Raw genomic sequence first — 25,308 nt, 5'->3', positions numbered from 1 at the left:
TTATTTCTTTTCTGGAATAGGAGGAGGGCCGTCTGGAACAATAGCCTTGTACACGGCATCACCCTTACGTTCTTTATACTCCACCTTTACCTTTTCAACTAATTTAGGATTTTCGAATAGATCGGCCATTGTCATAGCCATTGCCTTTGATGCATAGATCATTCCTTTATGTCCTATTGACATACCTCCGCAGGCAACAACCGCCCACGAATGCCATGGTGTATCTTTAGGAGCAGTGGTAACGGACAAATTAATATTCGGAACATTCCAACTAACATCGCCTACATCTGTTGAACCTCCGCCTGGATGTTCTTTTGTGGCTTCCAATGGTTTAATGGCACTATCCATACCAATTTGTTCTTTTCCGGTTACTTCTTGAATCTTTTTACCAAATGCTATTTCTTCATCAGTATAAGTAATTGGCCCTAGAAGTTCTATATTATCTTGCATAATTGCGCCTCCAGCGCGATTAACCAATACTTCATAAATACCTGATATTAATGAGATTTTATAATCAACATTAGCCATAATTGCAGCGCCTTCTGCCATTTTCATTACACGCTCATAAACGGGCATCATTCCTTCACGTTTTGTATCGCGCACACGTACCCATAATTTTGAATAATCAGGAACCACATTTACAACTTGCCCACCATCTTGTATATGATAATGTATGCGAACTGTAGGTTTTACATGTTCTCTATAATAATTAATACCTGTGGTATAAAGCTCTAGGGCATCAGAAGCACTTCTTCCATTCCAAGGGTCAGCAGATGCATGTGCCGCTTGCCCAAAAAATTCTACCTTAAAGTCTACAAGTGCCAAAGAACTTTGTACATCTGCTTCAATGTTAGCACTAGGGTGCCAGCTAATGTTTACATCTACATCATTCCACAATCCATCACGTACCATCCATATTTTACCGAAAAACTTTTCTTCAGAAGGAGTGCCGAAGAATTTTATAGTTCCTTTAAGTTTTCCTTGTTCTATACGTTCTTTTATTGCAATTGCAGCACCTAAGCTCCCCGCACCGAATAGATTATGACCACATCCATGACCACCGGCACCTTCTGCTAGCGCTTGTTTTGTTGGTTCTGCCTTTTGCGAAATACCGGGTAAGGCATCGAATTCACCTAATACGCTAATAACAGGCTTGCCAGAGCCATATGTAGCAACAAAAGCAGTTGGCATACCCGCGACGCCTCTTTCTACCTTAAATCCATTCTTTTCGGCATAATCGGCTAAGATTTCTGAAGATTTATACTCTTCAAAGGCTAATTCGGCATTTGCCCAAATCTCATCGGAGATTTTAATTAAATTTTCCTTGTGCTTTTCTACAGACGCTTGAATAGCGGCTTTATTTTTTGAAAGCTTTTTTTTCTTTTGAGAGAATGTAAAAGAGCAGCTTAGTATACAAACTGCAAGTAAAAAATGTTTGATGTTCATTGTATTTGAATTTTGTTTCTTAGTTAAATCTAAAGTAATGCCTACAATTTGGGTAGCTAACTTGATCATTCTCATTTTCTAAATAAGATATAATAGTTTCTGCTGCCGTGAGAGGTTGAATAGTTCCATTGGTAGGAAAATAGTTTTCGTGAACAGCAGGAATATAATCGTTCGTACCCAGTGTTAAAATAGTAGCATCTGGAATACTATTGTTATTTAAATCTTTTATTTCAATTGCATTTCCAACTTGTTCAATTTGAATCCCTGAATAATAAAAACCTGATCCCGATCCTCTTAAAAAGTCTTTGATTTCAGCTACGGTCATATTATAAACCACAGTTCCGTTATTAAAAGGAGATATCTCAAAAATTTCTCTTTTCGTAATATCGCCTTCATTTAAGCTCGAACGAATACCTCCTGTATTTTGAATAGTAACATCTACATTCATAATGCCTCTTAATGCATCTGTATAAAAACAACCTACTGTAGATCTTGGGTGGAATAATTGCGAGTATCCAATTATTTCTGCTAAGGACGGCAAATCATTATACGCGTCTATAGTTGTTTTTAAATCCAAGTCATGTTCTGAATAAGCATTTAGGTTAATAGCTTCGTAATTAACAGATTCAATTGCCTTGTCTTTTACGATAAGTTCTATTTTGCCAAGGTTATTCAGGTAAGAGCCCGATTGAAATATAGGCGTATTATTGATTGTATTGTCGATGTTTTGGTGTGAATGCCCTCCAATGATCATATCGAAATATGGAAATTGGGTAGCAATCTGTAAATCACCAAGCCTTTCTCTAAATCCATCATATCCAATATGAGTAAGAGCAATATATAAATCTGAGCCCTCTCTTGATTTAACATCAGAATATTGTGCTATCACGTTTTCTGGTCTTTCAAAAACCAGATTTTTTACCCTCCATGGATGTGTTGAAGGTATGGTGATATTGTCACTTCCATTGGTTTCAACCAGGCCTAAAAAGGTAATCTTCATACCATCAATTTCAATGGTTTTGTAGTCAAATGGATCAGGAATACTAGAGTTTTCTGTATTCACATTTGCACAAACCCAATCAAAATTAGCCTGATTAATTCTATCGGTTAAAATGGATTCGCCATAGTCAAATTCATGATTGCCAATAACAGAAATATCAAAACCCACATGGTTCATGATGTCAATCATTGGGTATCCTTTATCTGGATGATTGTCTACAACCGGATTTCCTGAAAAGATATCACCACTACATGCTAAAATGACATTGGTTTTTTCTCTTTCTTGGTCAACGATATGTTTGATTTTTGAGAAATTATCTAATTGCCCGTGTTGATCGTTCACAAAAAATATGGTTAATTTTTTTGCTTCATCCCCGGTCTGTACAGCAACTTCTTGACTATCTTTTGAGCAGCCAAAAATAAAAAAGACAGCTAAAAATAATAAGTGTCTGATCTTCATTAGATTTGAATATAGCGAAACTAAAAGTACAAATTTATTTATGAAGTATGGTTACCTATACCTAACACTTTTAAAATGGCTAAAAAAATGAAATTAATCAGAAAAAAGACTACTTTTTACTACCCGAAATCCATAGGATTGCACCCGTAATTGATAATCCTGATCCCGCACCTAGCATTACAATACCAAAACCGCCACCAGCATCGCCAGAGCAGTCTCCATTATTACATTGGTAATATAGCTCGTCGGCATTCGCAACCAATATGCCTCCTATAATAGCCAGTGGAACCCCTATGAATGTTAGAATTCTACCCGTTTTTTCCATTGGATGTCTGTCTTTTTTTAGGTTCAATACTGCATTAATGTCGTCGTAGGGCTCATTAGAATTTATAGCATTGAAGCTTAGGAAATTTTGAGGAGTATATTGTTCGTTGTAAATATTTTTGGTAAGGTTGTTTTTGATATGATTTTCTGAATAATGTTTGTCTATAAAGCTCTGGGTTGTTTCTAAAAGATTTGAATTTTCCTTTAGATGATTTAATAAGTTGGAGCTAACATTGGTATAATTTAAGTTCGTTCTTTCGCTCTGTGCATTTATGATCAATGATATGAATAGAAGTATGAAAATGGCTAATTTTTGATGTGACATTCTTTTATTGATTTTGATTAATAATTGATATATCTAAATTAAATAATACTATTGAAAAATTTGTGTTTAGGACTGCAGTAAAGCTTTTTTTAGAATTGTTGCAGGGTGTTTAGCTATTCGTTTTGTGCCATCAAAGATTTGATGCCTACAACTAGTTCCGGCTGCAATAAGTTCTATGTCATTTGAAAGCTTACGTACTTTAGGAAATAAAGTATCTTCACCAGCTTGCATACTTACTTCGTAATGCTCTTCTTCATAACCAAAAGACCCAGCCATACCACAACATCCTGTATTTAGAATAGTTGGAGTGTAATTTTCGGGAATATTAAGCATCGTAAAGGTGGCCTGCATATTCGATAATGCCTTTTGATGACAATGACCATGGATCTTCATTGTTGATGGTTCTTTGGTAAATGCATCTTTAGTAATAACTCCTTTTGAAAATTCATTGGTAATAAATTCTTCTAAAGTAAAAGTATGCTCGGCAATTTGCTTGGCAGCTGCTTGATTATTTGCTAGACGTAAATACTCATCTCGAAAACTCAAAATAGCTGATGGCTCAATACCAATAAGTGGAGTATTTTCTGTTATTAAGTCTTTAAAGATTTCAATGTTTGTGTTCGCTATTTTTTTAGCTTCTTTCAAAAAGCCTTTTGAAATATGGGAACGTCCACTTTCTTCATGATCAATAATTAATACTTTATAGCCTAGTTTTTCGAGAAGTTCAATAACGTCTATTCCGATTTCAACATCGTAATAATTAGTAAATTCATCACAAAATAAATAGACTTCTTTATTATTTTTTGACTTGCCTTGATTTCTAAACCAATTTCGAAGGGTTTTAGAAGCCAATTTTGGAATGCTTCGTTTTTTTGCAACGCCCATCGTGCGTTTACTCAAAGAGGTATTTAGTACAAAATTAGTAAGCTTTGGTAGAATGCTCCCTAGTTTATTGTATTTGGCATTATTGGCAAATAGTTTATTTCTCAGCGAATAACCGTTAGTTTCTTGATATTGATATAAAAACTCAGCTTTTAATGCTGCTACATCCACATTACTAGGGCATTCACTTGCACAGGCCTTGCAGCTCAAACAAAGATCGAAGACTTGTTTTAATTCTTCATGATCAAATTTATTCGCTTTGTTCGAATTGGTTAAAAATTCTCGTAGTGTATTAGCTCTGGCTCTGGTAGTATCTTTTTCGTTTTGAGTAGCTCTATAACTCGGGCACATGGTACCACCGGCCTCTGTTGATTTTCTACAGTCGCCTGAGCCATTGCATTTTTCGGCAAGTCGTAAGATCCCCTTGCTATCAGAAAAATCTTGAATTGTTTTTATATCTGGCTCATTACGATTTATTTCATAGCGCAGATTTTTATCCATTGCAAAAGCATCGATGATTTTTCCTTTATTAAAAATATTATTCGGATCGAATGCTTTTTTGATTTCTCTTAATAATTGGTAATTATCTTCACCAATCATTAATGGAATAAACTCTGCACGAACAATACCATCGCCATGTTCTCCACTAAATGAACCCTTATATTTCTTTACTAATTTTGCCGTTTCTGTTGTGATTTTTCTAAACAAGACCACATCTTCTGATTTTTTCAAATTCAGAATAGGGCGGAGGTGTAGCTCACCAGCGCCCGCATGTGCATAGTATACCGCTTGTTGCTGGTATTTACTCATGAGTTGAGAAAATTCGTCTATATATTCGGGGAGATCGTTTAAGTCTACAGCAGTATCTTCAATACAGGCAACGGCTTTTCTATCACCTACCATGTTTCCCAAAAGCCCAAGTCCTGCTTTTCGTAAGTTTAATACTTTCTTAATATCGTCACCATAAATTTTTGGATGGTGATAACCATATTTATTTTGTTCTAGATCAGAAATTAGAGCCTCTGAAGATCTTTCCGCTTCTTCTACAGTGTTGCCTTTTACTTCCAATAATAAAACAGCCTCTGGATCTCCTTGTAAGAAGAAACGATTTTTGGCTTGCTCACGGTTGTTTTTTGTACAATCTAAAATCACCTTATCCATTAATTCGCAGGTGTATAAATTGTGATTCATGGCTATAACAGTAGCTTTTAAGCTCTCTTTGATGCTTTTAAAGTGTGAAGCTACCATGATACTAACCTTAGGAGGGAGGTCATCTAATTGTAGGGTTATTGCTGTAGAAAAAGCCAATGTGCCTTCGCTGCCACTTAAAAATTTGGCTACATTGATAGTTGGTTCTGTACCGCCGAATAAATCTGATTTTAAAAACTCATCAACGGCATAACCGGTATTTCTTCTATGGATAGATGCTTTAGGAAATTCATTTATAATCTTTTGCTGGGTCGATTCTTCTAAAAGCCTCTCATATATTGTACGATAAATCGTTCCTTCCAACGAATCCTCTTGCCCTTTCTTTTTGAATTCATTAGATGTGATTTCAGAAAAAACAACTTCACTACCATCGCTTAAAATAGTGTCTAGTTTAACTACTTTATCACGCGTAACACCATATTGGATTGAAGTGCTTCCAGAAGAATTATTACCCACCATTCCACCAATCATACATCGATTAGAAGTAGAGGTATTAGGCCCAAAAAAGAGGTCGTGGGGAAGTAAAAAGTGATTTAGTTCGTCACGAACAATACCAGGTTGAACGGTTATCGTTTTATGTGTCTTGTCAAATGCTAAAATAGATGTGAAGTACTTTGATACATCTACTACAATACCATCACCAACGCATTGCCCTGCTAAAGACGTTCCTGCTGTTCTTGGTATTAGTGTTGTTTCATGTGTCTTGGCAAAATCTATAAGCTTCTTGAGGTCTTCTATATCTTTTGGGTATACAACTGCTTGTGGAATTTTTCTATAAACAGAAGCATCGGTTGCGTATATGCTTTTATGTAGAGCATCAAAGTGAAGCTCGCCTTTTAGTGCTTTATTAAGATTTGATAAAATAATATTATCAATCATAAATTATGAATCTTTTGGTAAATTGATTGGAACATGTTTTTTAAAACCCGTGTCAAAGCAAATAAATGAATCGGTACCGGCAACACCATCGATCAAATGTACTTGTTCATATAAAATTTGCCTTAAATGTTCATTGTCTTTGGCAAAGATGAGAATAAAAATAGCATAATTGCCCGAAACATAATTGCATTCAACTATTTCATCAATTTTTTCTAACGATTGCATCACACTTTTTGCCAAACGAGCTTCTCTTAGACGAATTCCGGTATATGATTTGGTTTTATAGCCTAATTTGCGCTCATCTAGTACAAACTCAGCTTTTCTTATAACACCGTCTTGAAATAATTTTTTAATGCGCTGATGTACTAAAGAGTTAGAAATTTTTAAGTCTTCAGCAATTTGAGAGTAGGCTTTACGAGCATCCTTTCTTAAGTGCAGTAAGATTTGCTGATCTGTATAATCAAATTGATTTTCCATAGCGCTATTCTAAAAGTGTTGTTGTTAAATTTGTGGTCAAAGGAACTTCAAATAGTTAAATTAACATAAAAAGAATATTATTAATGTAAAATTACTTATTATATAGTTTATATGAAAGCATTTCGATTTATTTTTGTCAAGAAATGATACTAAAAGAAATGACAACAACTAGAATTTTCGAAAAGCTGTGGGATGAATATATAGAAAGAACTCCTTCGGCTGAAAAGATCAAAGCACTATTTTCTAATAAGGGCAATAAGGTATATAATGACCATGTAGCGTTTAGAACATTTGACGATGAACGCGTAAATATTGACAAATTGGCTTCAACTTTTATTGAAGCTGGTTACGAAGAATGTGGCGAATATGAATTTCCTAAGAAGAAATTATATGCGAAGCATTTTGAGCATAAAACAGATAAAAATGCCCCTCGTGTATTTATAAGTCAACTGAAAATCAAAGAATTTTCTCAAGATTTACAGGAAGAAGTAAAAAAAATGCTAGATAGTATTCCTACTAATGAATTAGAAAACGGTAATTTGATTTTTAAAGGGCGCTTATGGAATCAGCCATCTTATAAAGTTTATGAAAAATTACAAAAAGAAACAGAATATGCTGCTTGGTTATATGTAAACGGGTTCTGTTCGAATCATTTTACTGTAGCTGTAAATATGCTCAATACTTTTAGTTCCTTGCAAGAAGTAAACTCATTTTTAAAGGAAAATGGGTATAAAATGAATACTTCAGGTGGAGAAATAAAAGGTACACCAGAGCAGTTGTTAGAGCAATCGAGTGTGCTAGCAGATAAAATTTCGGTAACATTTGTTGAAACTATCAAAGAAATTACTTCATGTTATTACGAATTCGCATTTCGATATCCACAAATTAATGGTGAATTATACTCAGGATTTATAGCGGGTTCAGCAGATAAAATTTTTGAGAGTACAGATATGGTTTTACAAGAAGTTTAGAAGATATTTTTTAAAATCTAAAAAGAATCGTTGAGAAGCTCGAGCATTAATGCATCGGGCTTTTATTTTTTAGCTTATTTGTTCACCATTATTAACTTTAGCAGTTGTTTGCAGAAGTACAATCTCACCTTTCTCGTTAGCTACACCAAGCACCAAGCATTCACTTTTAAAATTGGCAATTTGCTTAGCTTCAAAATTTATCACGGCGCTAACCTGTTTATGCAAGAGATCTTCTTTTGTGTATAGATCTGTTATCTGTGCACTTGATTTTTTTAAACCTAAATCACCAAAATCTATTTTTAACTGATATGCTGGCTTTCTGGCTTTTGGAAAATCATTCACCTCAATGATGGTTCCTACACGAATATCTACTTTAAGGAAGTCTTCGAAACTAATGGTGTCTGCCATTTATTTTGTAATTTTATTGTGTAAAACTACAAATAAAATTGGTATGGCTCGAACACCGTCAAATATGGTCCCTTTAGGTACAGTTGCACCTGGTTTTACCCTTTATGATACGGTTTCAGGTGAAGATATTACACTCTTTGAATTACGTGGTGATGTTGCTACAGTGCTACTGTTTATTTGCAACCATTGTCCATTTGTGATTCATGTAAATGAAGAGCTGGTGAGCGTAGCGAATGACTATAGAAATAAAAATATAGCGTTTATAGCGATTTCTTCAAATGACATTAAAAATTATCCGGATGACGCCCCGCATTTAATGCAGCGAAGAGCAAAAGAATTAGGATATCCTTTTCCTTATTTATATGACGAATCTCAGGAAGTGGCTATGGCCTATGATGCGGCTTGCACACCCGATATTTATGTATTTGATAAAAATTTGAAACTTGCGTATCGTGGACAATTAGATGATTCGAGACCAGAAAATGGCATTCCCTTGTCTGGAAAAGACCTTCGTCATGCATTAAATTGTTTAATAGAAGGTATTGAAAATACCGAACCTCAGAAACCTAGTATAGGTTGTAATATTAAATGGAAATAAGTTAGTCTAACTTATAATTGCTAACTCTACATGCGCATAATGATGATTGCAGTGCCAGGCATAAATACCAATATTTTCTGCTAGACTTACTTCTTCATTATTTTCGGGATGCACAAAGCATTTTTGTAAATCTTCAAAAGATAATCCTTTTAAAAAGTAGACCCATTTAGCGTGTAAAGCTGTTAAAGCATTTATAGAGAGCGCAATCGGAGCGTACTTTGAATCAGGCAACTCCGCCCAACGATCTTCATAATAAGTCTTAATTAAAGGCTTATCTTCAGTTAAAGCCCATTTGAATCGAGTATAACTATTATGATGGCTATCTGCTAAATGATGAACTACCTGTCTAATCGTCCAACCATCTTTTCTATAAGGTGTTTGTAGTTGATCTTCTGATAAATCTTTTACTAATTCATTTAGCTTTTTTGGAAACTCTTCTAAAGTTTTGATCCATTCCTTGATATGTGTATCTGTAATAGTATTAGGAATCTTAGGTTTTCCTATTGGATATTTGAGTTGCTCTAGAAGTTGTTTACTCATAAAATTAATTGCGTATAATACCTAAAGTAGCATTTTGACTGGTAGCTAAGTTCCATGCTTGAGCGGTAATTAATTTTCCTTGATCATCAAATACTAAAAACGCGGCAGTGTTTGGGCCAACGGCTCCCTGATTTAAAGCACTAAAATCGATTCTATTATAACCTTTTTGCATTTTTAATTCAATAAATGCTGAAATGCCTACAAGTGTAATATTAGGTTGAACAACTTTATTGTTTAGGTAAATACGTACACGATCGCCATCTACCAAACCATGATCTCTGAATTCAATACGTACAAATTTGGTCGAACCTTCAAAAGTGCCTAAACTAGTATGACTTTCAATTTTTGTAGTACTAACGTCCTTGCCATTAAAATATCTTTTCACTAACACATCATCATCTACGGTGTTGCTAATAAGAGAGCGGCTTTTAGTTTTAGATTTTCCTAAGTTGAGATAATAATCAAAACCTTTTAAAGGTTTCTGATCTTTGCGGTCTAACTTAAAAATAGGGTTAATTTCTTCTTCTTTACCAATAACAAATCCATCTGCTCCTTTTCGAGAGTCTAGCAACGGTTTAAATACATTCTCTTTCTTCTTCTTCTTAATAGAGTCATTTTGAGTAAACCCGTTAGAAAACGAAAAAAGCAAACAAAATAAAAGTATGTATTGATATTTCTGTTTCATTTATAGTACTTAACGAATTTTCATCAAATATAATGCCTTAGTTAAAATGTAAGTCTCAAAAAAAGTTAATTATTTACAAAAAAACCTCAAGAAATTCTTGAGGCTTTTTAATTAGTTGTTATTATTTTACATTGACCAGCTCAACATCAAAAATTAACGGAGCATTCGGTGGGATTACACCACCTGCACCTCTTGAACCATAGGCTAAATCTGATGGAATCACAAAACGAGCTTTATCACCCACTTTTAATAATTGAATACCTTCATCCCATCCGGCAATTACTTGGCCTACACCTACAGCAAAATCTATAGGTTGCTTTCGCTTATAAGAAGAATCAAATACTGTTCCGTCTAAAAGCTGACCTTTATAATGCACAGAAACCATAGCACCTTTAGTTGCTTTTTTTCCTTCACCATCTTGAATCATTTTATAACGCAGTCCACTTGCAGTTTTTTCAAATCCTGCTGAGGCATCGTTTAATGCATCTTCTTGGGCTTGTTTTTCAGCTGCAATTCTAGCCTCACGCTCTCCTTCAAAAGATCTAAACGCCTCAACCGCATTAAATTTTTCTGCTGCGTCTCCTTTACGGACAATTTCAATAGTGTTAATGGCATCTCCTTGCGCTACAGTGTCAACAATATCTTGTCCTTCAATCACATGCCCAAAAACGGTATGCTTATTATCTAACCAAGGTGTTTCAACGTGAGTAATAAAGAATTGACTTCCATTTGTGCCTGGTCCGGCATTAGCCATAGAAAGCACCCCTGGTTTATTATGCCTTAATTCAGGATGAAACTCATCATCAAATTGATAGCCCGGATTTCCGGTACCTGTGCCTTGTGGGCAACCTCCTTGAATCATGAAATCAGAGATTACACGATGAAATTTTAATCCATTATAATAAGGTTCTCCTTGTGGTTTCGCTGAATTCTCCAAATTTCCTTCCGCTAAAGCAACAAAATTACCAACTGTACCTGGCGTTTTTTCAAATTCTAAACTTACTACTATTTCTCCTTTAGAAGTATTAAACTTCGCATAGATTCCATTTTCCATGTATTGTATTTAATTTAAGGCTGCAAAGATACACGCTTTCGTATTAAAACCCTATATAAATAAAAAAAGACTCCCAAAATGAGAGTCCCTTTCACACAAAACGTAATTTGGTTAGAATTACTGTTTTAAAATTTTAAATGCACCTGTTTTTTCACCTATTGCAACATTTACAATATAGGCACCCACAGGTAAATGCGACATTTCAACATCAGATTTGGTAACATTGGGTTTAGATTGATATACTTTTTGACCTAATACGTTGAATACAATAACATCTCGAATTATATCTTTGGCGCTTAAGGTTAGATTACTTTCAACCACTGGGTTAGGGTAATAGCTAAAGCCATCACTTATTAAATCTCCGATGCTTGCCGTTGCTGTATCTATTAACTGATAATCATCAAGACCCATACCATGAGAAAATGTATTCTCATCGTCATAGATGAATTTTACCTTAAAATTTGCATTTATATGCGAAGTAACATCAATAACTGATGTTGCATTAGTACCTGAATTTCCTGAAGGAGCATCATCGCTGACCGTTAGAACATTTTGCCAATTGCTACCATCCCAAACCTCTACGATAAAATCTCCATCACCAGAAAATGATTGATGGTTATAAATAATTTCGATAGCAGCGCTTGTAACATTTGCAGTTATTAGATCCACTTCAGGACCTTCTAGTTCAATTCTATTATTCTGACCACTCCCACAAGCATTATCATCAAAGATAACACCTCCAGAAGTAAAAGTTGCTGGGTTTGGTTGTGTTCCTGGCAAGGTACCAGTATAGCCAAATTGCCAAGTACATCCGCTTGCCGGTGTTGTTGCCGTCCATCCCGATGGAATTGAGGCAGCATTAAAATCTTCTTGTTGAATTTGGGCTTGCGCTATAAAACTGCAACAAGCCAGTATCAAAAAATAAATTAGTTTTTTCATTTTAATATTGTTTAGGGAAGTGATTATTCTTCTAGTTCTACTCGTTGAATATATACCGCTGTATTACCAGCTGCGTCGGTTACCGTCCATTCTCTTATAATCAAAATGGCCCTTCTGTAAACGCAATTTTCTAGTGACGCATACATATCTATATGTTGTTTATCGTCACCACCTACGGTTTGACCATTCACGGTACCTTCGTAAGAAATCCAAAAGCCAATACCGTAGTCTCCGTACTCATCTCTTGGACCAATATCCATATGATGATATTGGGTGTTATTTAGCAAAGTTAAGCTAGAACCGGCATAATCACCAAATCCTTCAAGTTTATAAGGCTCATTGAAATCAACATTTGCATAGCTGCGCTGTGATTCTAAGGGGTCACCTTCAGTTAACCCACCTGAATTTACCCAAGTGGTAAAATCTAATAATTGCTCGAAGAATATTTCAATGATCCAGCCTGAACCGGCGTCAGAATTATTTACTACGCGCCCATGTACCTTAGCGGTACCATCTTCTAAGCGCTGAAAATAGCCTTCCTCCCAGTGATGCCATTTATCAAATGGGAATCCGTGAAACCAAATATTCGATTCTGTAAATATGGGTCCGAAGTCAATCCAACATGATTCTTCGGCTTCATATTGCGTATAGGAAACTGTTACATCCGAACAATTATCACTAAAAGTAACCTCTGGTAAGTTATTTACATCAAAAGCGATGATATGATCGGTTAAATTATCGGGTGTTGGTGGTTCCTTATCAAAATCAACGCAGGTACAAACTACATTTGTTTTTACGGCACCGCCCATTACCCAAGACTGTCCCTTTACAGATTGTCCGTTTTTATAGTTTCTAGTATCTATTGTAATTTTTACTTCATTGACAGCTCCCGAAACATCTTGCAAATTGAGGTTAAAGATCTTTATACAGCATTCACCTGAGGGAAAGTCATTAATGTTTTCAATAATCTGATCTGTTTTTCCGTCTGATGTTTCTGCTTTAATTTTTATATAACGACCGTCTGGTGTAAGTTCAGAAACTGGCAATTCAATTGACACATCTCTAGGCGCTGTATCAGTAATTATTGGAATTGTTATGATTTCTTTATTGTTATAACCACTCAAAGCTGTAAATACACCAGAACTTGCAATACCGGTATTTTTCTTTCTAAAAACATAAGCTAAGATTGACTGAGCTTTATGAGCATTGGTGGTATTATTATAATCTATTGAAGCTGTTGCTGGCAATTCTGTTCTGTAGTACCAAACATTTGAGCTACCGCCCGTAGGAACTTCTCTTGAAGCCGTATAAGAATTACCTTCGGCATCGAATATTTCAATGGTTTGCCCAGGGTTTTTACTTTTATAAACGATTTCTACTACTATTCTATCAATATTAGCTACATCATCTATTGGTAATGACATAGGTATATTGTTCTTTAAACCAGAACTTACGAGATCTACTTCGATACCATCTTTACAAGTATATGACCATCCTGGGTCTGTTATACTGGTAATGTAGGAGGTGTTTGTGTTTACATCTTTTTTAATAGGAATCTTTTCTCTAGAATTAGAAAAAACTAATTGAAAAGAGATAAAAAGATAAAATAATAAAAGGTAAGAGTAACTTTTCCTCATATAAAGCATTTTAGGTTAATAACTAAATACTACTGACGAGGGGGAGAAGCTTAGCGACTGAAAATTTCTTTTTCTAATATAGTAAAACGTGAAAATACAACCTTTATTGTTATATTAATTCAAGGATCAAAAAGATTTAGTTGCCGGTTTTTGTTTTTTTCATACAGCGTAAAGTCGTATTCAGGAATGCTTCTACTTGCCAAGAATTTCTTCTTTGCTATCTTAAATTGTAGGGCTATTTGCTCGGCAATTTTACCTTCTCCGCGCATTCTTTTACCAAATCGTGAATCATTTAATTGTCCGTTATGACAGTCTTGTATCTGACTTAAAATTTTTGATGCTCTATCGGGATATGCTTTTTTTACCCAATTAGTAAAAATCTTACCAATAGCACCGTTAAGCCGAACAACGGTATATGCCGCAGATAGTGCTCCCATTTCGCTTACTTTTTTCACTAAATCAAAGATTTCATGACTATTAATAGCGGGTATGATGGGCGCCATCATAACATTAACTGGAATTCCGTTTTCCGAAAGTACTCTCACCGTTTCTAATCTCTTTTTAATAGATGCTGTTCTGGGCTCCAGTATTCTTCTGGTTTCTTCTTTTAGAGAAGTTATTGAAATACTTACGTGTACCAACCTTAACTTAGCCATTTCAGTAAGAATGTCTAAATCTCTCAATATCAATGTGTTTTTAGTAATGAATCCCACGGGATGCTTGTATTTGTAAAGTACCTTTAGCATTTTTCTAGTAATCTCTAGTTTTTTCTCAATTGGTTGATAGCAATCTGTATTTCCAGAAAACATAATGGGTTGCGCTTTCCAATTTTTACTCTTTATCTTTTCTTCTAGCAATTGAGGAGCATTTCTTTTGAAAAGTATTTTTCTTTCAAAATCTAATCCGGCACTATATCCCCAATACTCATGCGTATTTCTGGCATAGCAATAAATACAACCATGCTCACAACCTTGATAAGGATTCATAGAATATACCATGCCAATATCAGGGCTTGTAACTTTATTTAAAATAGTTTTTGGAAATATTTCAATGTATTGTGTTTTGTTATTATCGGGTTTTTCACCTTCTGTAAGGCAATAATTTAGAAAATCGTTTTCTACAGTATATTGATGTTGTAAGAAACGGTTATGTGTGTTGATTTGAGCACCTCTACCTTTTATGAAATCACCTTTTTTGATGCTTAAAATTACACTATATATTGATGTGAGTTTATCTAAAAATGTTAAATTAATTCAACAATATTTTTTGTTGAAAAACTATAATAAAAACCTTAGGACTTTTTATCTTTGAGTTGTTTTAGTATTAAGAGTGACAGATAATTAGATATGGCTAATACAAAATATTAGCTGTAAAAATAAGTTATAGTAGAACATAAAAGTATGCTGAATGATGAAAAAAATTACTAGAATTAGGCAAATATTAGTGAGTGCCATATTATTGACATTTTTGCTTTCACTAACATTTTGTCAAAAGGAAGAAGCATCGGTTGAGCGAGATGAAGCGTTATTAACTAAATCTTCGAAGCTGGTAACTTTAATGAAAATGGCTACCGAAGACGATGATGACGATGAGCAATGCGTTAAGTTTAAATATCCAATAATATTTTATGCTCAATTCGCTCCAGATTTACCTATTGAACTGGTAGAAATTAATAACGATGAAGAGTTATACGATTTTTTTGATACTTTAAGCAATAGTGCAGAAGTTAGAATAGATTTTCCTATTATACTGCTAGATGTTGATGGAGAGGAAACTCATGTAGGTTCTTTAGAAGAATTAGAAGAAATTTTAGAAATTGTTGTAGATGCTTGTAGAGGAGATGACTATGAGTATTGTCACGATAACAAAAAGAAAGTGTATGTCTGTCATAATGGTAAAACATTATGTGTTAGCATAAATGCCTTAAAAGCACATTTAGACCACGGTGATTCATTGGGTAAATGTGATGATGATGACAATGACTAGAAACAGATGAAATTATAAGTAAAAAAGCGCCAATTTTGGCGCTTTTTTACTTATAAACTTAGACTTGCTCTTTATAATTTTCTTGTTTTATCTATTAAGTAAAAGTCAGCAAGTACCATAGCTGCTAATGCCTCAACAATTGGTACAGCTCTTGGAACTACACAAGGATCATGGCGACCTTTTCCTTGCATTTCTACCGTATTTCCTTTTGCATCAATGGTTTCATATTTTTGAAGTAATGTAGCTACTGGTTTAAAAGCTACTCGAAAGTAAATATCCATTCCATTAGAAATACCACCTTGTATACCCCCTGAAAGATTGGTTTTTGTACTTCCATCATTATTAAAAGCATCGTTATGCTCAGAGCCTTTCATTTTTGTACCACAAAAGCCACTGCCGTACTCAAAACCTTTAACTGCATTTAATGATAGCATGGCATGTCCTAAACGAGCATGAAGCTTATCAAAAATGGGTTCACCTAAACCTGAAGGGATATTTTGTAGTACACAAGTAATAGTTCCACCAATGGTATTGCCTTCTTTTTTAATCTCTTTAATTCTTGAAATCATTTTATCGGCATACGCATTGTCAGGGCAACGCACTGCATTATTTTCTGTTTGAGAGAAATCAAGTTCCTGATATGGCTTTTCTAGGTAAATATCTCCAACAGATGAGGTATATGCGTTAATTTTAATATGAGCTAGCAACTGCTTCGCAATGGCACCAGCTACAATCCAATTAGCCGTTTCTCTTGCTGAAGAACGACCACCTCCGCGATAATCACGAAAACCATATTTTTGATCATAGGTGAAATCGGCATGTGAGGGACGATAACTATCTTTTATATGCGAATAATCTTTTGATTTCTGATTGGTATTTTTTATAATAAATCCAATAGAAGTACCGGTAGTTTTACCTTCAAATAAACCTGATAAGAACTCAACTTGGTCTGGCTCTTTTCGTTGGGTTACAATATTAGATTGCCCAGGTTTGCGCCTGTCTAGTTCATTTTGAATAGCATTTAAGTCTAATTCTAATCCGGCAGGGCAGCCGTCTATAACACCTCCAATTGCTACTCCATGAGATTCGCCAAAAGTAGTAAGCTTAAAAAGTTTTCCAAGTGAGTTACTCATAGTTTATGATTGATAAGCAAAGGTAAAATATAGAAAGGCATTAGAAAAGTTTAATTGATTAATTTTGAGAAAACGATATCGATTTAATGAAAACGCATTATTGTATAGAGGTTTTGGGCAAAGTTCAAGGAGTTTGGTTTAGAAAATACACAAAGAAGAAGGCACAAGAATTAGCGTTGAATGGCTTTGTGAAAAATAAAGAAAATGGAAACGTTTATATAGAGGTTGAAGGAGAAAAAAGTACGCTAGACACCTTTATTCAATGGCTATATACCGGTTCACCATTATCGAAAGTATTAGAAGTAAAATTTACCGAAAATGAACTCAAAAATTTTGGTGCGTTTGAAATAAAGCGTTAGAAGAACCAAAGCTTTATAGCTAATATACTTACAACAACTATAAGTAGTACTCTTACAAATCCATCTCCTTTTTTTACTGAAAATCTACTCATAAACCACCCTCCGGAAGCATTTCCAATTGATAGTATTAACCCATATTTCCAGTTGATTAGTCCTCCTTTTTGAAAAACAATAACAGCTGCAATAGAATATATAAGCGCCACAAAAACCTTTACCGCATTTGTTTTTACGAGGCTAAGATGATTAACGCTTGTAAGTACCATGATCATTATAAATCCAACACCGGCCTGTATAATACCACCATAGAGTCCCACAAAAAAGAAAATGATCATTCCAAGCCATAAATATTTACCTTTTAGTCGTTCTTTATAAACTTCTGTTTTTAGTTTTGGCTTTAACAACATATAGATAACTATGGTTATCATTACGCCCGCCAAAATTTTATTAAATAGATCATCTGGGATTTCAATAGCTATAGTAGCCCCAATTATTGCTCCTGCTATGGCAGGAATCGCCAAATAGATGCTAAAAGGAAAAGTAGAAACTCCTTTAGATTGAAACCCACGTACTGCAAATATATTTTGAACAATAATGGCAATTCTGTTGGTTGCATTGGCTACGGTAGAGGGTAGGCCAAGAAAAATTAACATGGGCAGTGTGAGTAAAGAACCCCCTCCAGCCACTATATTAATACAGCCGGCTATAAAGCCAATTAAAATTAGGTAAATAAGGTCTATAGAAAAGCTCATTTGGGTTGAGACATTAATTGGTAAATGTACATTAATAATTAAGATCGTAATTCAATGTAAAAAACTTAAAAATTTATTTTAGCAACTAAAAAAAGCTTTCTATATTTGCATCCGCATTCAGAGAATATCTGATGAGACTATTGGAGAAATGGCAGAGTGGTCGAATGCACTGGTCTTGAAAACCAGCGAGGGTCACACCTCCGGGGGTTCGAATCCCTCTTTCTCCGCTGAAAATGCTAACAAATAGCAACAAAAGCCTACAAATGAAATTATTTGTGGGCTTTTTATCTGTAAATTAGGGGCTTAAATTGTGATATAATTTTATTTGGTCTAATTTGTTTTTATTTGAAATCAAATACTATCAAAAAAGAAGTGCCCCTCACGGTGTCACTTTTATTTTTCTCCGACTGACACCTCGAAATCATTTTATTTGTATTCATTTATAGTGAATTAATACATTTCTAATTATGAAGTTTAGGTTCGGGAGTAAACAATTTGTTTCTATGGGATGTCTTACAGGAAAATTTTTTGAATAAAAATAAGGGAGTCTAAAAACCTGGTTGAAAATTATAATAAGGATTTCACCGAATTTCTAATAATTAAGGTTGTAGGTAATAACACATTTTCCTGCTTTATTTTTTTATCAGCTTCCATTTGAGCCAATAACATTTTAAATGCTGTTTTTCCGAGCGCCTCTTTTGGTTGAGATATGGTCGTCATAGGAGTTCTTAATAATGAAGAATAACCTTCTTCATCAAAAGAAATTATTGACACATTTTCGGGGACCAAAACTTCTTCTTCAGCAAATGCCTTTAGGATTCCCAGGGTAATGGTATTACTTAATGATAATATGGCTGTCGGAAAACGGTTCTTATTTTTTAATAATTTTTTAGCCGAATTATAGCCATTTTTTTCACTAAATGCATCTCCTAATATTATAGATGTTTTTATATCTATGTCATTAGATTTAATAGCATCTTTAAAAGCGTTAGTCCTACTTGTATTAGAAAAAGTACCCTCTAAACCTTGAACACAAGCAATTTTTTCATGGCCTAATTTTGTAAGGTAATTTACAGCATTTATAACACCTTTATATTCATTAGAAGAAACATAGGGGATCTTAAGCTTAGGGAAATAACGATCAATAAATACCAATGGAATACTGTTATATAGTTTTTCCAAATGTTTATGATCTAATCCAACTGGCGAAATAATAATTCCATCAACTTTTCGCTTTTGCAATAAGTGTACAGAATCTTTTTCTAATAGTGTTGAATTATCACTATCACATAAAAAAATTGAGTAATTATAATATCTAGCTTCCCTCTCAATTAGTGATGCCATTTTTGCAAAGAAAGGATTTGAAATATCGGGCACTATTAATCCAATGGTAAATGTCTTTCTTAATCTTAAACTACGTGCATTTTCATTAAAAGAAAAATTTGTCTCTTCAGCCGCTTTTTGTATGATATTTTGAGTACTGTCGCTGATTCTATACTTTTTACCCAAGCCATTAAGTACTCTTGAAATAGTAGACTCGGTGAAACCAGTGATTTTTGAAAGGTCTTTTAGTGTTTTGGCTTTTTTATCACTCATGAAGTACTACAAAAGTTAGAAATATTTATATAACAAATGTATAACTTTGATATTAAAAAAAACGAAAAAGTTTGTTTTATAAGATTTTTTTATATATTTGAACAATCGTTTGTTCTAATATAGAGCATTTTTTTAAAACAAATAGAACAAACGATTGTTCTATTAATTTAATAATTTACATATCATGAAAAACAAATGTTACTTTATTTTCATCTTTATGTTTCTTTTATTCAATGCAAACTTTTCTTTTGCCCAAAATTCAAGAACAATAACAGGGACAGTTTCGGATGAAAACAGTACGCCTTTACCAGGAGCCACAGTGTTGGTTAAAGGAACTTCTAATGGAACTACAACTGATTTTGATGGGAAGTATTCACTTAGCATTGATGGTTCATCAAATATTTTAATTATTTCCTTTATCGGCTATGAAACTTTAGAAGTAGAAATTAACAACAGAGATGTAATAAATGTTAATTTAAAACAATCAGCATCAGCCTTAGAAGAAGTTGTTGTTGTAGGTTATGGTTCTCAAAGAAAATCAGATCTAACTACTTCAGTGGCATCAATTAGAGGGGACGCTCTTAGTAATGAAACTACTACAAATGTTGTTGAAGCTCTTGGAGGTAAGTTAGCTGGAGTTCAGATTAGACAAACTTCTGGAGCACCAGGAAGTAACATTAATGTTAGAGTTAGAGGGGCTTCCTCTATAACTGCTGGTAATAACCCACTATATGTGATAGATGGTGTGCCTTTATCTAATGAGATAGGTTCTTTATCGGCAATAACTGAATCAAGAAATAATTTTCAAGAGCAACCTCAAAACCCATTATCTTCATTAGATATGGATGATATCGAATCTATAGAGGTTTTAAAAGATGCTTCATCGGCTGCAATATATGGCTCTAGAGGTTCAAACGGTGTTGTACTTATAACGACTAAGAAAGGTAAAAGTGGAGCGCCCCAAATATCCTATTCAACTAATGTTGGGTTCAGTAATGTTTTAAAGAAAATAGATTTGTTAGATGCATACGGTTTTGCCGAACTCCATGTTGAGGCAAAAAACACTGCATACTTGGCTGCTGTACCAAATGCTGATATAAATGATGATAATGCAACTAGAATATCTAAAGGAGGAAGAAGGTATCAGATTCCGGAAGAACTAATACCATATATTCAAGGACAACAAGGATTAACAAATACTGACTGGCAGGATGAAATATTTAGAACTGCTCTAACCCAGAATCATACACTTTCAGTGCAAGGAGGGAGTGAGAAGAGCAGATACTTCACTTCACTAAATTATTTTGAACAAGAAGGTATAGTTATTGGTTCCGACATTGAGCGTTTTGCCGGGCGCTTCAACTTTGAAGGAAATCTAACTAAAAAGATTAAATATGGTGTTAGATTAAATCCTTCTCGTTTAAATTATGATTTGGTTAGTTCTAATGGTCCTATTTGGAATGAAGGTATAGTCGCTTCAGCACTTGCACAAGCTCCAATTTTTCCAGTAAGAAATGCAGATGGGTCATTCAATATTGGTTTGTTAGATTGGACGTTTAGAGAGCGTGGACTTTCGAGTGAGTTTGTTGTAAATCCGGTTGCTGTTGCTAATGAAGTAAGTGATAAACAACAAACTTCACGTCTTATTAGTAATGCATTTTTAGATTTCGAAATCTTTCCTGATTTGAATTATAAAATATCTGTTGGAGCAGAAATGAATGATATTAGAAGAGATTTCTATCGACCGCAACGTTTAGAGACCTTATTTTGGCTTCGTTTCGGACCCGACGCAGTTTCTGTTTCTACTAATACATTTAATTGGTTAGTTGAGAATACACTAAATTATAAGAAATCATTTGGTGATCATAACTTGAATCTTTTAGCAGGTTATAGTTCCCAAAAAGAAGATATTAAAACAACAAGAGCAACCGGTCGTGGGTTTCCAAACGATTTAGTTACTACAATCAATGCAGCGCAAGATACAAACTCTGAAACCAGACAAGAGCAATGGTCTTTACTTTCCTATTTATTTAGAGCACAGTATAATTACGATAATAAATATTATCTCTCAGCGGCTATCAGAAGAGATGGATCTTCAAGATTTGGCCCAGATACAAAATGGGGTAATTTTCCTTCCGCTTCAGTTGGATGGAGAATTTCTGAAGAGGATTTTTTAGCTGAAAGTAAATCTATTAATGAATTGAAACTACGTGCCAGTTATGGTATAACTGGTAACTTCCAAATACCTAACTATGGTTCTATAGCTCTTATAGGTCCAAATGATTATGTAACTGGAGGAAATAATATTTCAAGCGGTCTGGGTCAAATTACTTCTGCAAATAGAGAGCTTAGCTGGGAACGGACAGAAACTGTTGATATAGGTTTAAATGCTACTTTGTTTGATGGACTATTAACTCTTGAAGCAGATTATTACAACAGTAATACAAGTGACTTATTATTAAATGTAAATGTTCCAAGAGTATCCGGTTTTGCAACACAATTGCAGAATATTGGTAAAGTAAATAATAAAGGATTTGAATTTGTTCTAGGAATTCAAAAAGATTTTGGTAAACTGAATTGGAGAGGATCGTTTAATTTTTCAACGAACAAAAATGAAGTTATTGAATTAGGCCCTGAAGGAGATCCTATATTTGCTAATAGCGGTAGAGGGCAAACTTTCATAACAGAAATAGGAAAACCAATTGGCTCTTACTATGGCTATGTTGTTGAAGGAATTTATAATACCCAAGCAGAAATAGATACACATTTATCTGCAGATTCTGGGACTTCGCAACCAGGAGATTTTAGATTCGCCGACTTGAATAACGATGGTCGTATAACTGTTGCAGATAGACAAATTATTGGTGATTATCAACCAGATTTTACATATGGTTTTACATCTTCTTTTACTTACAAACAATTAGATTTAAGTTTTGCATTACAAGGAGTACAGGGTAATGAAGTGTTAAATACATTAAGGCACTACACTGCTATTCCTCAGGGTGGGTTAAATAATATAGCTGAGAATGCTAATAGATGGAGATCACCAAGTAATCCAGGTAATGGTGTAACACCTAGAGCAAACTTTGATACAACAGGGAATAATACTAATATCTCTACATATCATGTAGAAGATGGTTCTTATTTAAAGGTTCAAAATATAACTTTAGGTTATAAATTGCCTAAAGATTTTCTTAAAAAGATCGGGCTAAAGAACTTAAGAGTGTATGCTACAGCACAGAACCCGTTCTTATTTACAGACTATTCTGGATACAATCCAGAAGTAAATAGTAACCCTACAAATCAATTAGGGCAAGGTGAAGATTTTGGAACGTATCCGTTATCTAGAACCTTTTCTTTAGGACTAAATGTTAATTTCTAAAATCGGTTTACAATGAAAAATTTAAAATATATAAGCTTAATTATAGCTCTTTTCTTAATCTCTTGTAGTGATAGTTTTATAGAATTAGCACCGATATCTGAAGGTAATGCTGAAAACTTTTTTAGTACACCTGAAGATTTTGAAGCCGCTGTGATTGGAACGTATAGCAATTTAGCGAGCAAAGACCAATACGGTAGTGATGATACTCGCTTTGGCGGAGGATTTTATGCATTAATGGAAGTTAGAGCCGATGATGCAACAGATGGTCAATCTACTTCAGGAGTTGGTAAAGATGTTTTTGACATCGACACGTACCAAGATAACCCATTGAGTGATATAATAGAAGGTGCTTGGACAAGTATTTTCAAGACTATTTTTGATGCAAATACTATTATTAGTAGAATTGAAAATATAGAAATAGATAGTAATTTAAAAAATCAATATTTAGGAGAAGCGAGGTTTTTAAGAGGTCTTGCATATTTCAATGCCGTAAGATTATGGGGAGACGTTCCGGTAATATTAAATGAAATTACTCCGCAAGAAGCCAAAACGCTTACAAGAAATTCAGTTTCTGAAGTTTATACTGCAATAGTAAATGATTTTGTTTTTGCTTCGCAAAACCTGCCATTGTCTTTTCCTGGGCAAGAGGGTAGAGCAACTTCAAGAGCGGCCAAAGCATTTTTGGGCAAGGTATATTTAACACAACAAGATTGGGCGAATGCTGTGAGTACTTTGCAAGAGCTAGTAGGTGTTTATGAATTACTTCCAAATGTCGAAGATGTATATGCAATTGATAATGAAAATAATAACGAAATTGTTTTTGCAGTAAGGTTTAGAAGTGGTAGTGATGGCTTAGGACATTTAGGTTTTGGAACACCTACCTATACAGCACTGTCATCATTATATGATGCTTCAGATGAGCGTTTACCATTGCTAGACCCGATTGGATCAGATCCTAATAATACATATCCAGCCAAACAGTTTGAAGATGGTGATGGTCCGTTTGGTAGAGATTTCCCGGTATTAAGATACGCTGATGTTTTATTAATGTTAGCAGAAGCTCAAAATGAAGTTGGTTATCAAGCTGATGGAAGTGCATTCAATTATATAAATGAAATAAGAAGCAGGGCAGGAATAAGTAATTATGATAGTGCTACTTTATCAAATCAAGAAGAATTTAGAGCGGCTGTTCTAAAAGAAAGAAGATTAGAGCTTCCTTTAGAACTACATAAGTGGTTTGATTTATTAAGAACTAATTCAGCTATACAAGCATTAGATGATGTAGGTATAAGTGTCCAACAACATCAATTATTATATCCAATACCGCAGAACGAAATTAACGTATATAATAATCCTACTCAGTTTCCACAAAATCCCGGGTATTAAAGTTTCATAATTTGAATTAGTTTAGTTTTTGTGGCAGATCGCTTTAGCGATCTGTCACAAATTAACTATAAGAATTCAATCGAGTGTGTTTCTTGAAAGAGATAAATACATTAAAAATCTGTTACAAATTCTTATGAAGAAAATATTATTTATTGGTGAATCATGGTTCACTTACTCTGTACATCAAAAAGGTTTTGATGTATTCCACACAGCTGAATATGTTGAAGGTGGAACAAATTTTATAAATCGTCTTAAAAAACAAGGTGCCGAAGTAGATTATGTACCGGCTCATAAAATAGAAAGCGATGTTCCAGACAATGTTAAAGATTATAAGCAATACGATGTTGTAATTATAAGTGATGTAGGAGCAAATAGTTTTTTATTGGGAAGAAAAACATTTAATCAATCTAAAATAGTACCTAATAAATTAGAGTCAATTACAACTTATGTGAATGAAGGCGGAAGTTTATTGATGGTTGGAGGTTACATGTCCTTTACAGGAATTGATGCAAAAGCGAGATATGGGAAATCACCATTGAAAGACTGTCTGCCTGTAATTATGCCAGATTATGATGATAGGGTAGAACTCCCTGAAGGAATTACTCCGCTCAAAACACAAGAACATACAATTACAAATAATTTACCTAAAGAATGGCCACAATTATTGGGGTATAACCAGTTTTCGGCAAAAGAAAATACAGAAACGTTGGCAATTGTTGGTAATGATCCGTTGTTGGTGATTGGATATTATGGTAAAGGACGTACTGCTGCTTTTGCCTCTGATTTAGCTCCACATTGGGCTCCACCTGAGTTTGTAGACTGGAAAGAATATCCTAGATTATGGAAACAATTGATTGATTGGCTAATTGATGATAATTAATAGG

22 protein-coding genes and 1 tRNA gene are annotated in these 25,308 nt (G+C 34.3%); 8 read left to right on the top strand and 15 right to left on the bottom strand.

Annotated features, from left to right (window positions below; translation table 11 throughout):
• The 5 genes from AC1EUU_RS04775 to AC1EUU_RS04755 form a co-directional block, all read right to left on the bottom strand.
• Positions 1-1,446 carry an amidohydrolase gene (locus AC1EUU_RS04775; RefSeq protein WP_480200236.1) on the bottom strand — a complete coding sequence of 482 codons (1,446 nt, stop codon included), beginning with the start codon at positions 1,444-1,446 and terminating at the stop codon, positions 1-3.
• 19 nt (positions 1,447-1,465) lie between these two features.
• On the bottom strand, positions 1,466-2,905 hold the full coding sequence (locus tag AC1EUU_RS04770) for a bifunctional metallophosphatase/5'-nucleotidase (protein WP_480200235.1): 1,440 nt from the start codon (positions 2,903-2,905) through the stop codon (positions 1,466-1,468).
• Between the two features lie 109 nt (positions 2,906-3,014).
• Positions 3,015-3,554 (bottom strand): hypothetical protein, encoded by a 540-nt coding sequence (locus AC1EUU_RS04765; RefSeq protein WP_480200234.1) that lies wholly within the window; start codon positions 3,552-3,554, stop codon positions 3,015-3,017.
• Between the two features lie 66 nt (positions 3,555-3,620).
• Positions 3,621-6,524: an FAD-binding and (Fe-S)-binding domain-containing protein gene (locus tag AC1EUU_RS04760; protein ID WP_480200233.1), complete on the bottom strand. Its 2,904-nt coding sequence runs from the start codon at positions 6,522-6,524 to the stop codon at positions 3,621-3,623.
• Positions 6,525-6,527: 3 nt separating this feature from the next.
• Positions 6,528-7,001: an Lrp/AsnC family transcriptional regulator gene (locus AC1EUU_RS04755; protein ID WP_480200232.1), complete on the bottom strand. Its 474-nt coding sequence runs from the start codon at positions 6,999-7,001 to the stop codon at positions 6,528-6,530.
• A 143-nt stretch (positions 7,002-7,144) separates the two neighbouring features.
• On the opposite strand from AC1EUU_RS04755, the gene AC1EUU_RS04750 reads away from it, so the two are divergent.
• Positions 7,145-7,972, top strand: a complete 828-nt coding sequence (locus AC1EUU_RS04750; protein WP_480200231.1) for a 2-oxoadipate dioxygenase/decarboxylase family protein — start codon at positions 7,145-7,147, stop codon at positions 7,970-7,972.
• Between the two features lie 69 nt (positions 7,973-8,041).
• Here the strand turns inward: AC1EUU_RS04750 and AC1EUU_RS04745 are convergent, their stop codons facing one another.
• Positions 8,042-8,380: a tRNA-binding protein gene (locus AC1EUU_RS04745; protein ID WP_480200230.1), complete on the bottom strand. Its 339-nt coding sequence runs from the start codon at positions 8,378-8,380 to the stop codon at positions 8,042-8,044.
• Between the two features lie 43 nt (positions 8,381-8,423).
• On the opposite strand from AC1EUU_RS04745, the gene AC1EUU_RS04740 reads away from it, so the two are divergent.
• On the top strand, positions 8,424-8,978 hold the full coding sequence (locus tag AC1EUU_RS04740; protein WP_480200229.1) for a thioredoxin family protein: 555 nt from the start codon (positions 8,424-8,426) through the stop codon (positions 8,976-8,978).
• Positions 8,979-8,984: 6 nt separating this feature from the next.
• On the opposite strand, the gene AC1EUU_RS04735 is transcribed toward AC1EUU_RS04740, so the two are convergent.
• The 6 genes from AC1EUU_RS04735 to AC1EUU_RS04710 form a co-directional block, all read right to left on the bottom strand.
• Complete coding sequence (locus tag AC1EUU_RS04735) at positions 8,985-9,518, bottom strand: YfiT family bacillithiol transferase (RefSeq protein WP_480200228.1); 534 nt, start codon at positions 9,516-9,518, stop codon at positions 8,985-8,987.
• Between the two features lie 4 nt (positions 9,519-9,522).
• The gene (locus AC1EUU_RS04730) at positions 9,523-10,203 is read right to left on the bottom strand and encodes a hypothetical protein (protein ID WP_480200227.1); all 681 of its coding nucleotides are present in this window, start codon (positions 10,201-10,203) and stop codon (positions 9,523-9,525) included.
• A gap of 121 nt (positions 10,204-10,324) precedes the next feature.
• The gene (locus AC1EUU_RS04725; protein ID WP_480200226.1) at positions 10,325-11,257 is read right to left on the bottom strand and encodes a peptidylprolyl isomerase; all 933 of its coding nucleotides are present in this window, start codon (positions 11,255-11,257) and stop codon (positions 10,325-10,327) included.
• A 117-nt stretch (positions 11,258-11,374) separates the two neighbouring features.
• Complete coding sequence (locus tag AC1EUU_RS04720) at positions 11,375-12,196, bottom strand: T9SS type A sorting domain-containing protein (RefSeq protein ID WP_480200225.1); 822 nt, start codon at positions 12,194-12,196, stop codon at positions 11,375-11,377.
• A gap of 23 nt (positions 12,197-12,219) precedes the next feature.
• Positions 12,220-13,833, bottom strand: coding sequence for a hypothetical protein (locus tag AC1EUU_RS04715; RefSeq protein WP_480200224.1), 1,614 nt, complete (start codon positions 13,831-13,833; stop codon positions 12,220-12,222).
• Positions 13,834-13,952: 119 nt separating this feature from the next.
• Entirely contained in the window at positions 13,953-15,032 is a 1,080-nt protein-coding gene (locus tag AC1EUU_RS04710; RefSeq protein ID WP_480200763.1) for a PA0069 family radical SAM protein, read from the bottom strand.
• A 208-nt stretch (positions 15,033-15,240) separates the two neighbouring features.
• Between AC1EUU_RS04710 and AC1EUU_RS04705 the strand changes: the two genes are divergently transcribed.
• Positions 15,241-15,819 carry a hypothetical protein gene (locus AC1EUU_RS04705; protein WP_480200223.1) on the top strand — a complete coding sequence of 193 codons (579 nt, stop codon included), beginning with the start codon at positions 15,241-15,243 and terminating at the stop codon, positions 15,817-15,819.
• 71 nt (positions 15,820-15,890) lie between these two features.
• Here AC1EUU_RS04705 and aroC read toward each other — a convergent pair whose 3' ends face one another.
• A complete protein-coding gene (aroC, locus tag AC1EUU_RS04700) occupies positions 15,891-16,952 on the bottom strand; it encodes a chorismate synthase (protein ID WP_480200222.1) in 1,062 nt (353 codons plus the stop codon).
• A gap of 86 nt (positions 16,953-17,038) precedes the next feature.
• On the opposite strand from aroC, the gene AC1EUU_RS04695 reads away from it, so the two are divergent.
• Positions 17,039-17,311 carry an acylphosphatase gene (locus AC1EUU_RS04695; RefSeq protein ID WP_480200221.1) on the top strand — a complete coding sequence of 91 codons (273 nt, stop codon included), beginning with the start codon at positions 17,039-17,041 and terminating at the stop codon, positions 17,309-17,311.
• Here AC1EUU_RS04695 and AC1EUU_RS04690 read toward each other — a convergent pair.
• A complete protein-coding gene (locus tag AC1EUU_RS04690; protein ID WP_480200220.1) occupies positions 17,308-18,060 on the bottom strand; it encodes a sulfite exporter TauE/SafE family protein in 753 nt (250 codons plus the stop codon). The two genes, AC1EUU_RS04695 and AC1EUU_RS04690, sit on opposite strands and share 4 nt — an antisense overlap.
• Positions 18,061-18,202: 142 nt before the next feature.
• Here AC1EUU_RS04690 and AC1EUU_RS04685 point away from each other — a divergent pair.
• Positions 18,203-18,287, top strand: a tRNA-Ser gene (locus AC1EUU_RS04685).
• 340 nt (positions 18,288-18,627) lie between these two features.
• Here AC1EUU_RS04685 and AC1EUU_RS04680 read toward each other — a convergent pair.
• On the bottom strand, positions 18,628-19,656 hold the full coding sequence (locus AC1EUU_RS04680) for a LacI family DNA-binding transcriptional regulator (RefSeq protein WP_480200219.1): 1,029 nt from the start codon (positions 19,654-19,656) through the stop codon (positions 18,628-18,630).
• A gap of 217 nt (positions 19,657-19,873) precedes the next feature.
• Between AC1EUU_RS04680 and AC1EUU_RS04675 the strand changes: the two genes are divergently transcribed.
• The 3 genes from AC1EUU_RS04675 to AC1EUU_RS04665 all read left to right on the top strand — a co-directional run bounded on the left by AC1EUU_RS04675 (position 19,874) and on the right by AC1EUU_RS04665 (position 25,304).
• Positions 19,874-23,038 (top strand): SusC/RagA family TonB-linked outer membrane protein, encoded by a 3,165-nt coding sequence (locus tag AC1EUU_RS04675; protein WP_480200218.1) that lies wholly within the window; start codon positions 19,874-19,876, stop codon positions 23,036-23,038.
• A 12-nt stretch (positions 23,039-23,050) separates the two neighbouring features.
• Positions 23,051-24,424: a RagB/SusD family nutrient uptake outer membrane protein gene (locus tag AC1EUU_RS04670; protein WP_480200217.1), complete on the top strand. Its 1,374-nt coding sequence runs from the start codon at positions 23,051-23,053 to the stop codon at positions 24,422-24,424.
• 133 nt (positions 24,425-24,557) lie between these two features.
• Positions 24,558-25,304 (top strand): glutamine amidotransferase, encoded by a 747-nt coding sequence (locus tag AC1EUU_RS04665; RefSeq protein WP_480200216.1) that lies wholly within the window; start codon positions 24,558-24,560, stop codon positions 25,302-25,304.
• Positions 25,305-25,308: the final 4 nt, after the last annotated feature.

This window comes from Maritimimonas sp. 2205BS37-2 (assembly GCF_056591755.1).
This window is presented reverse-complemented; position numbering and strand designations above follow the sequence as displayed.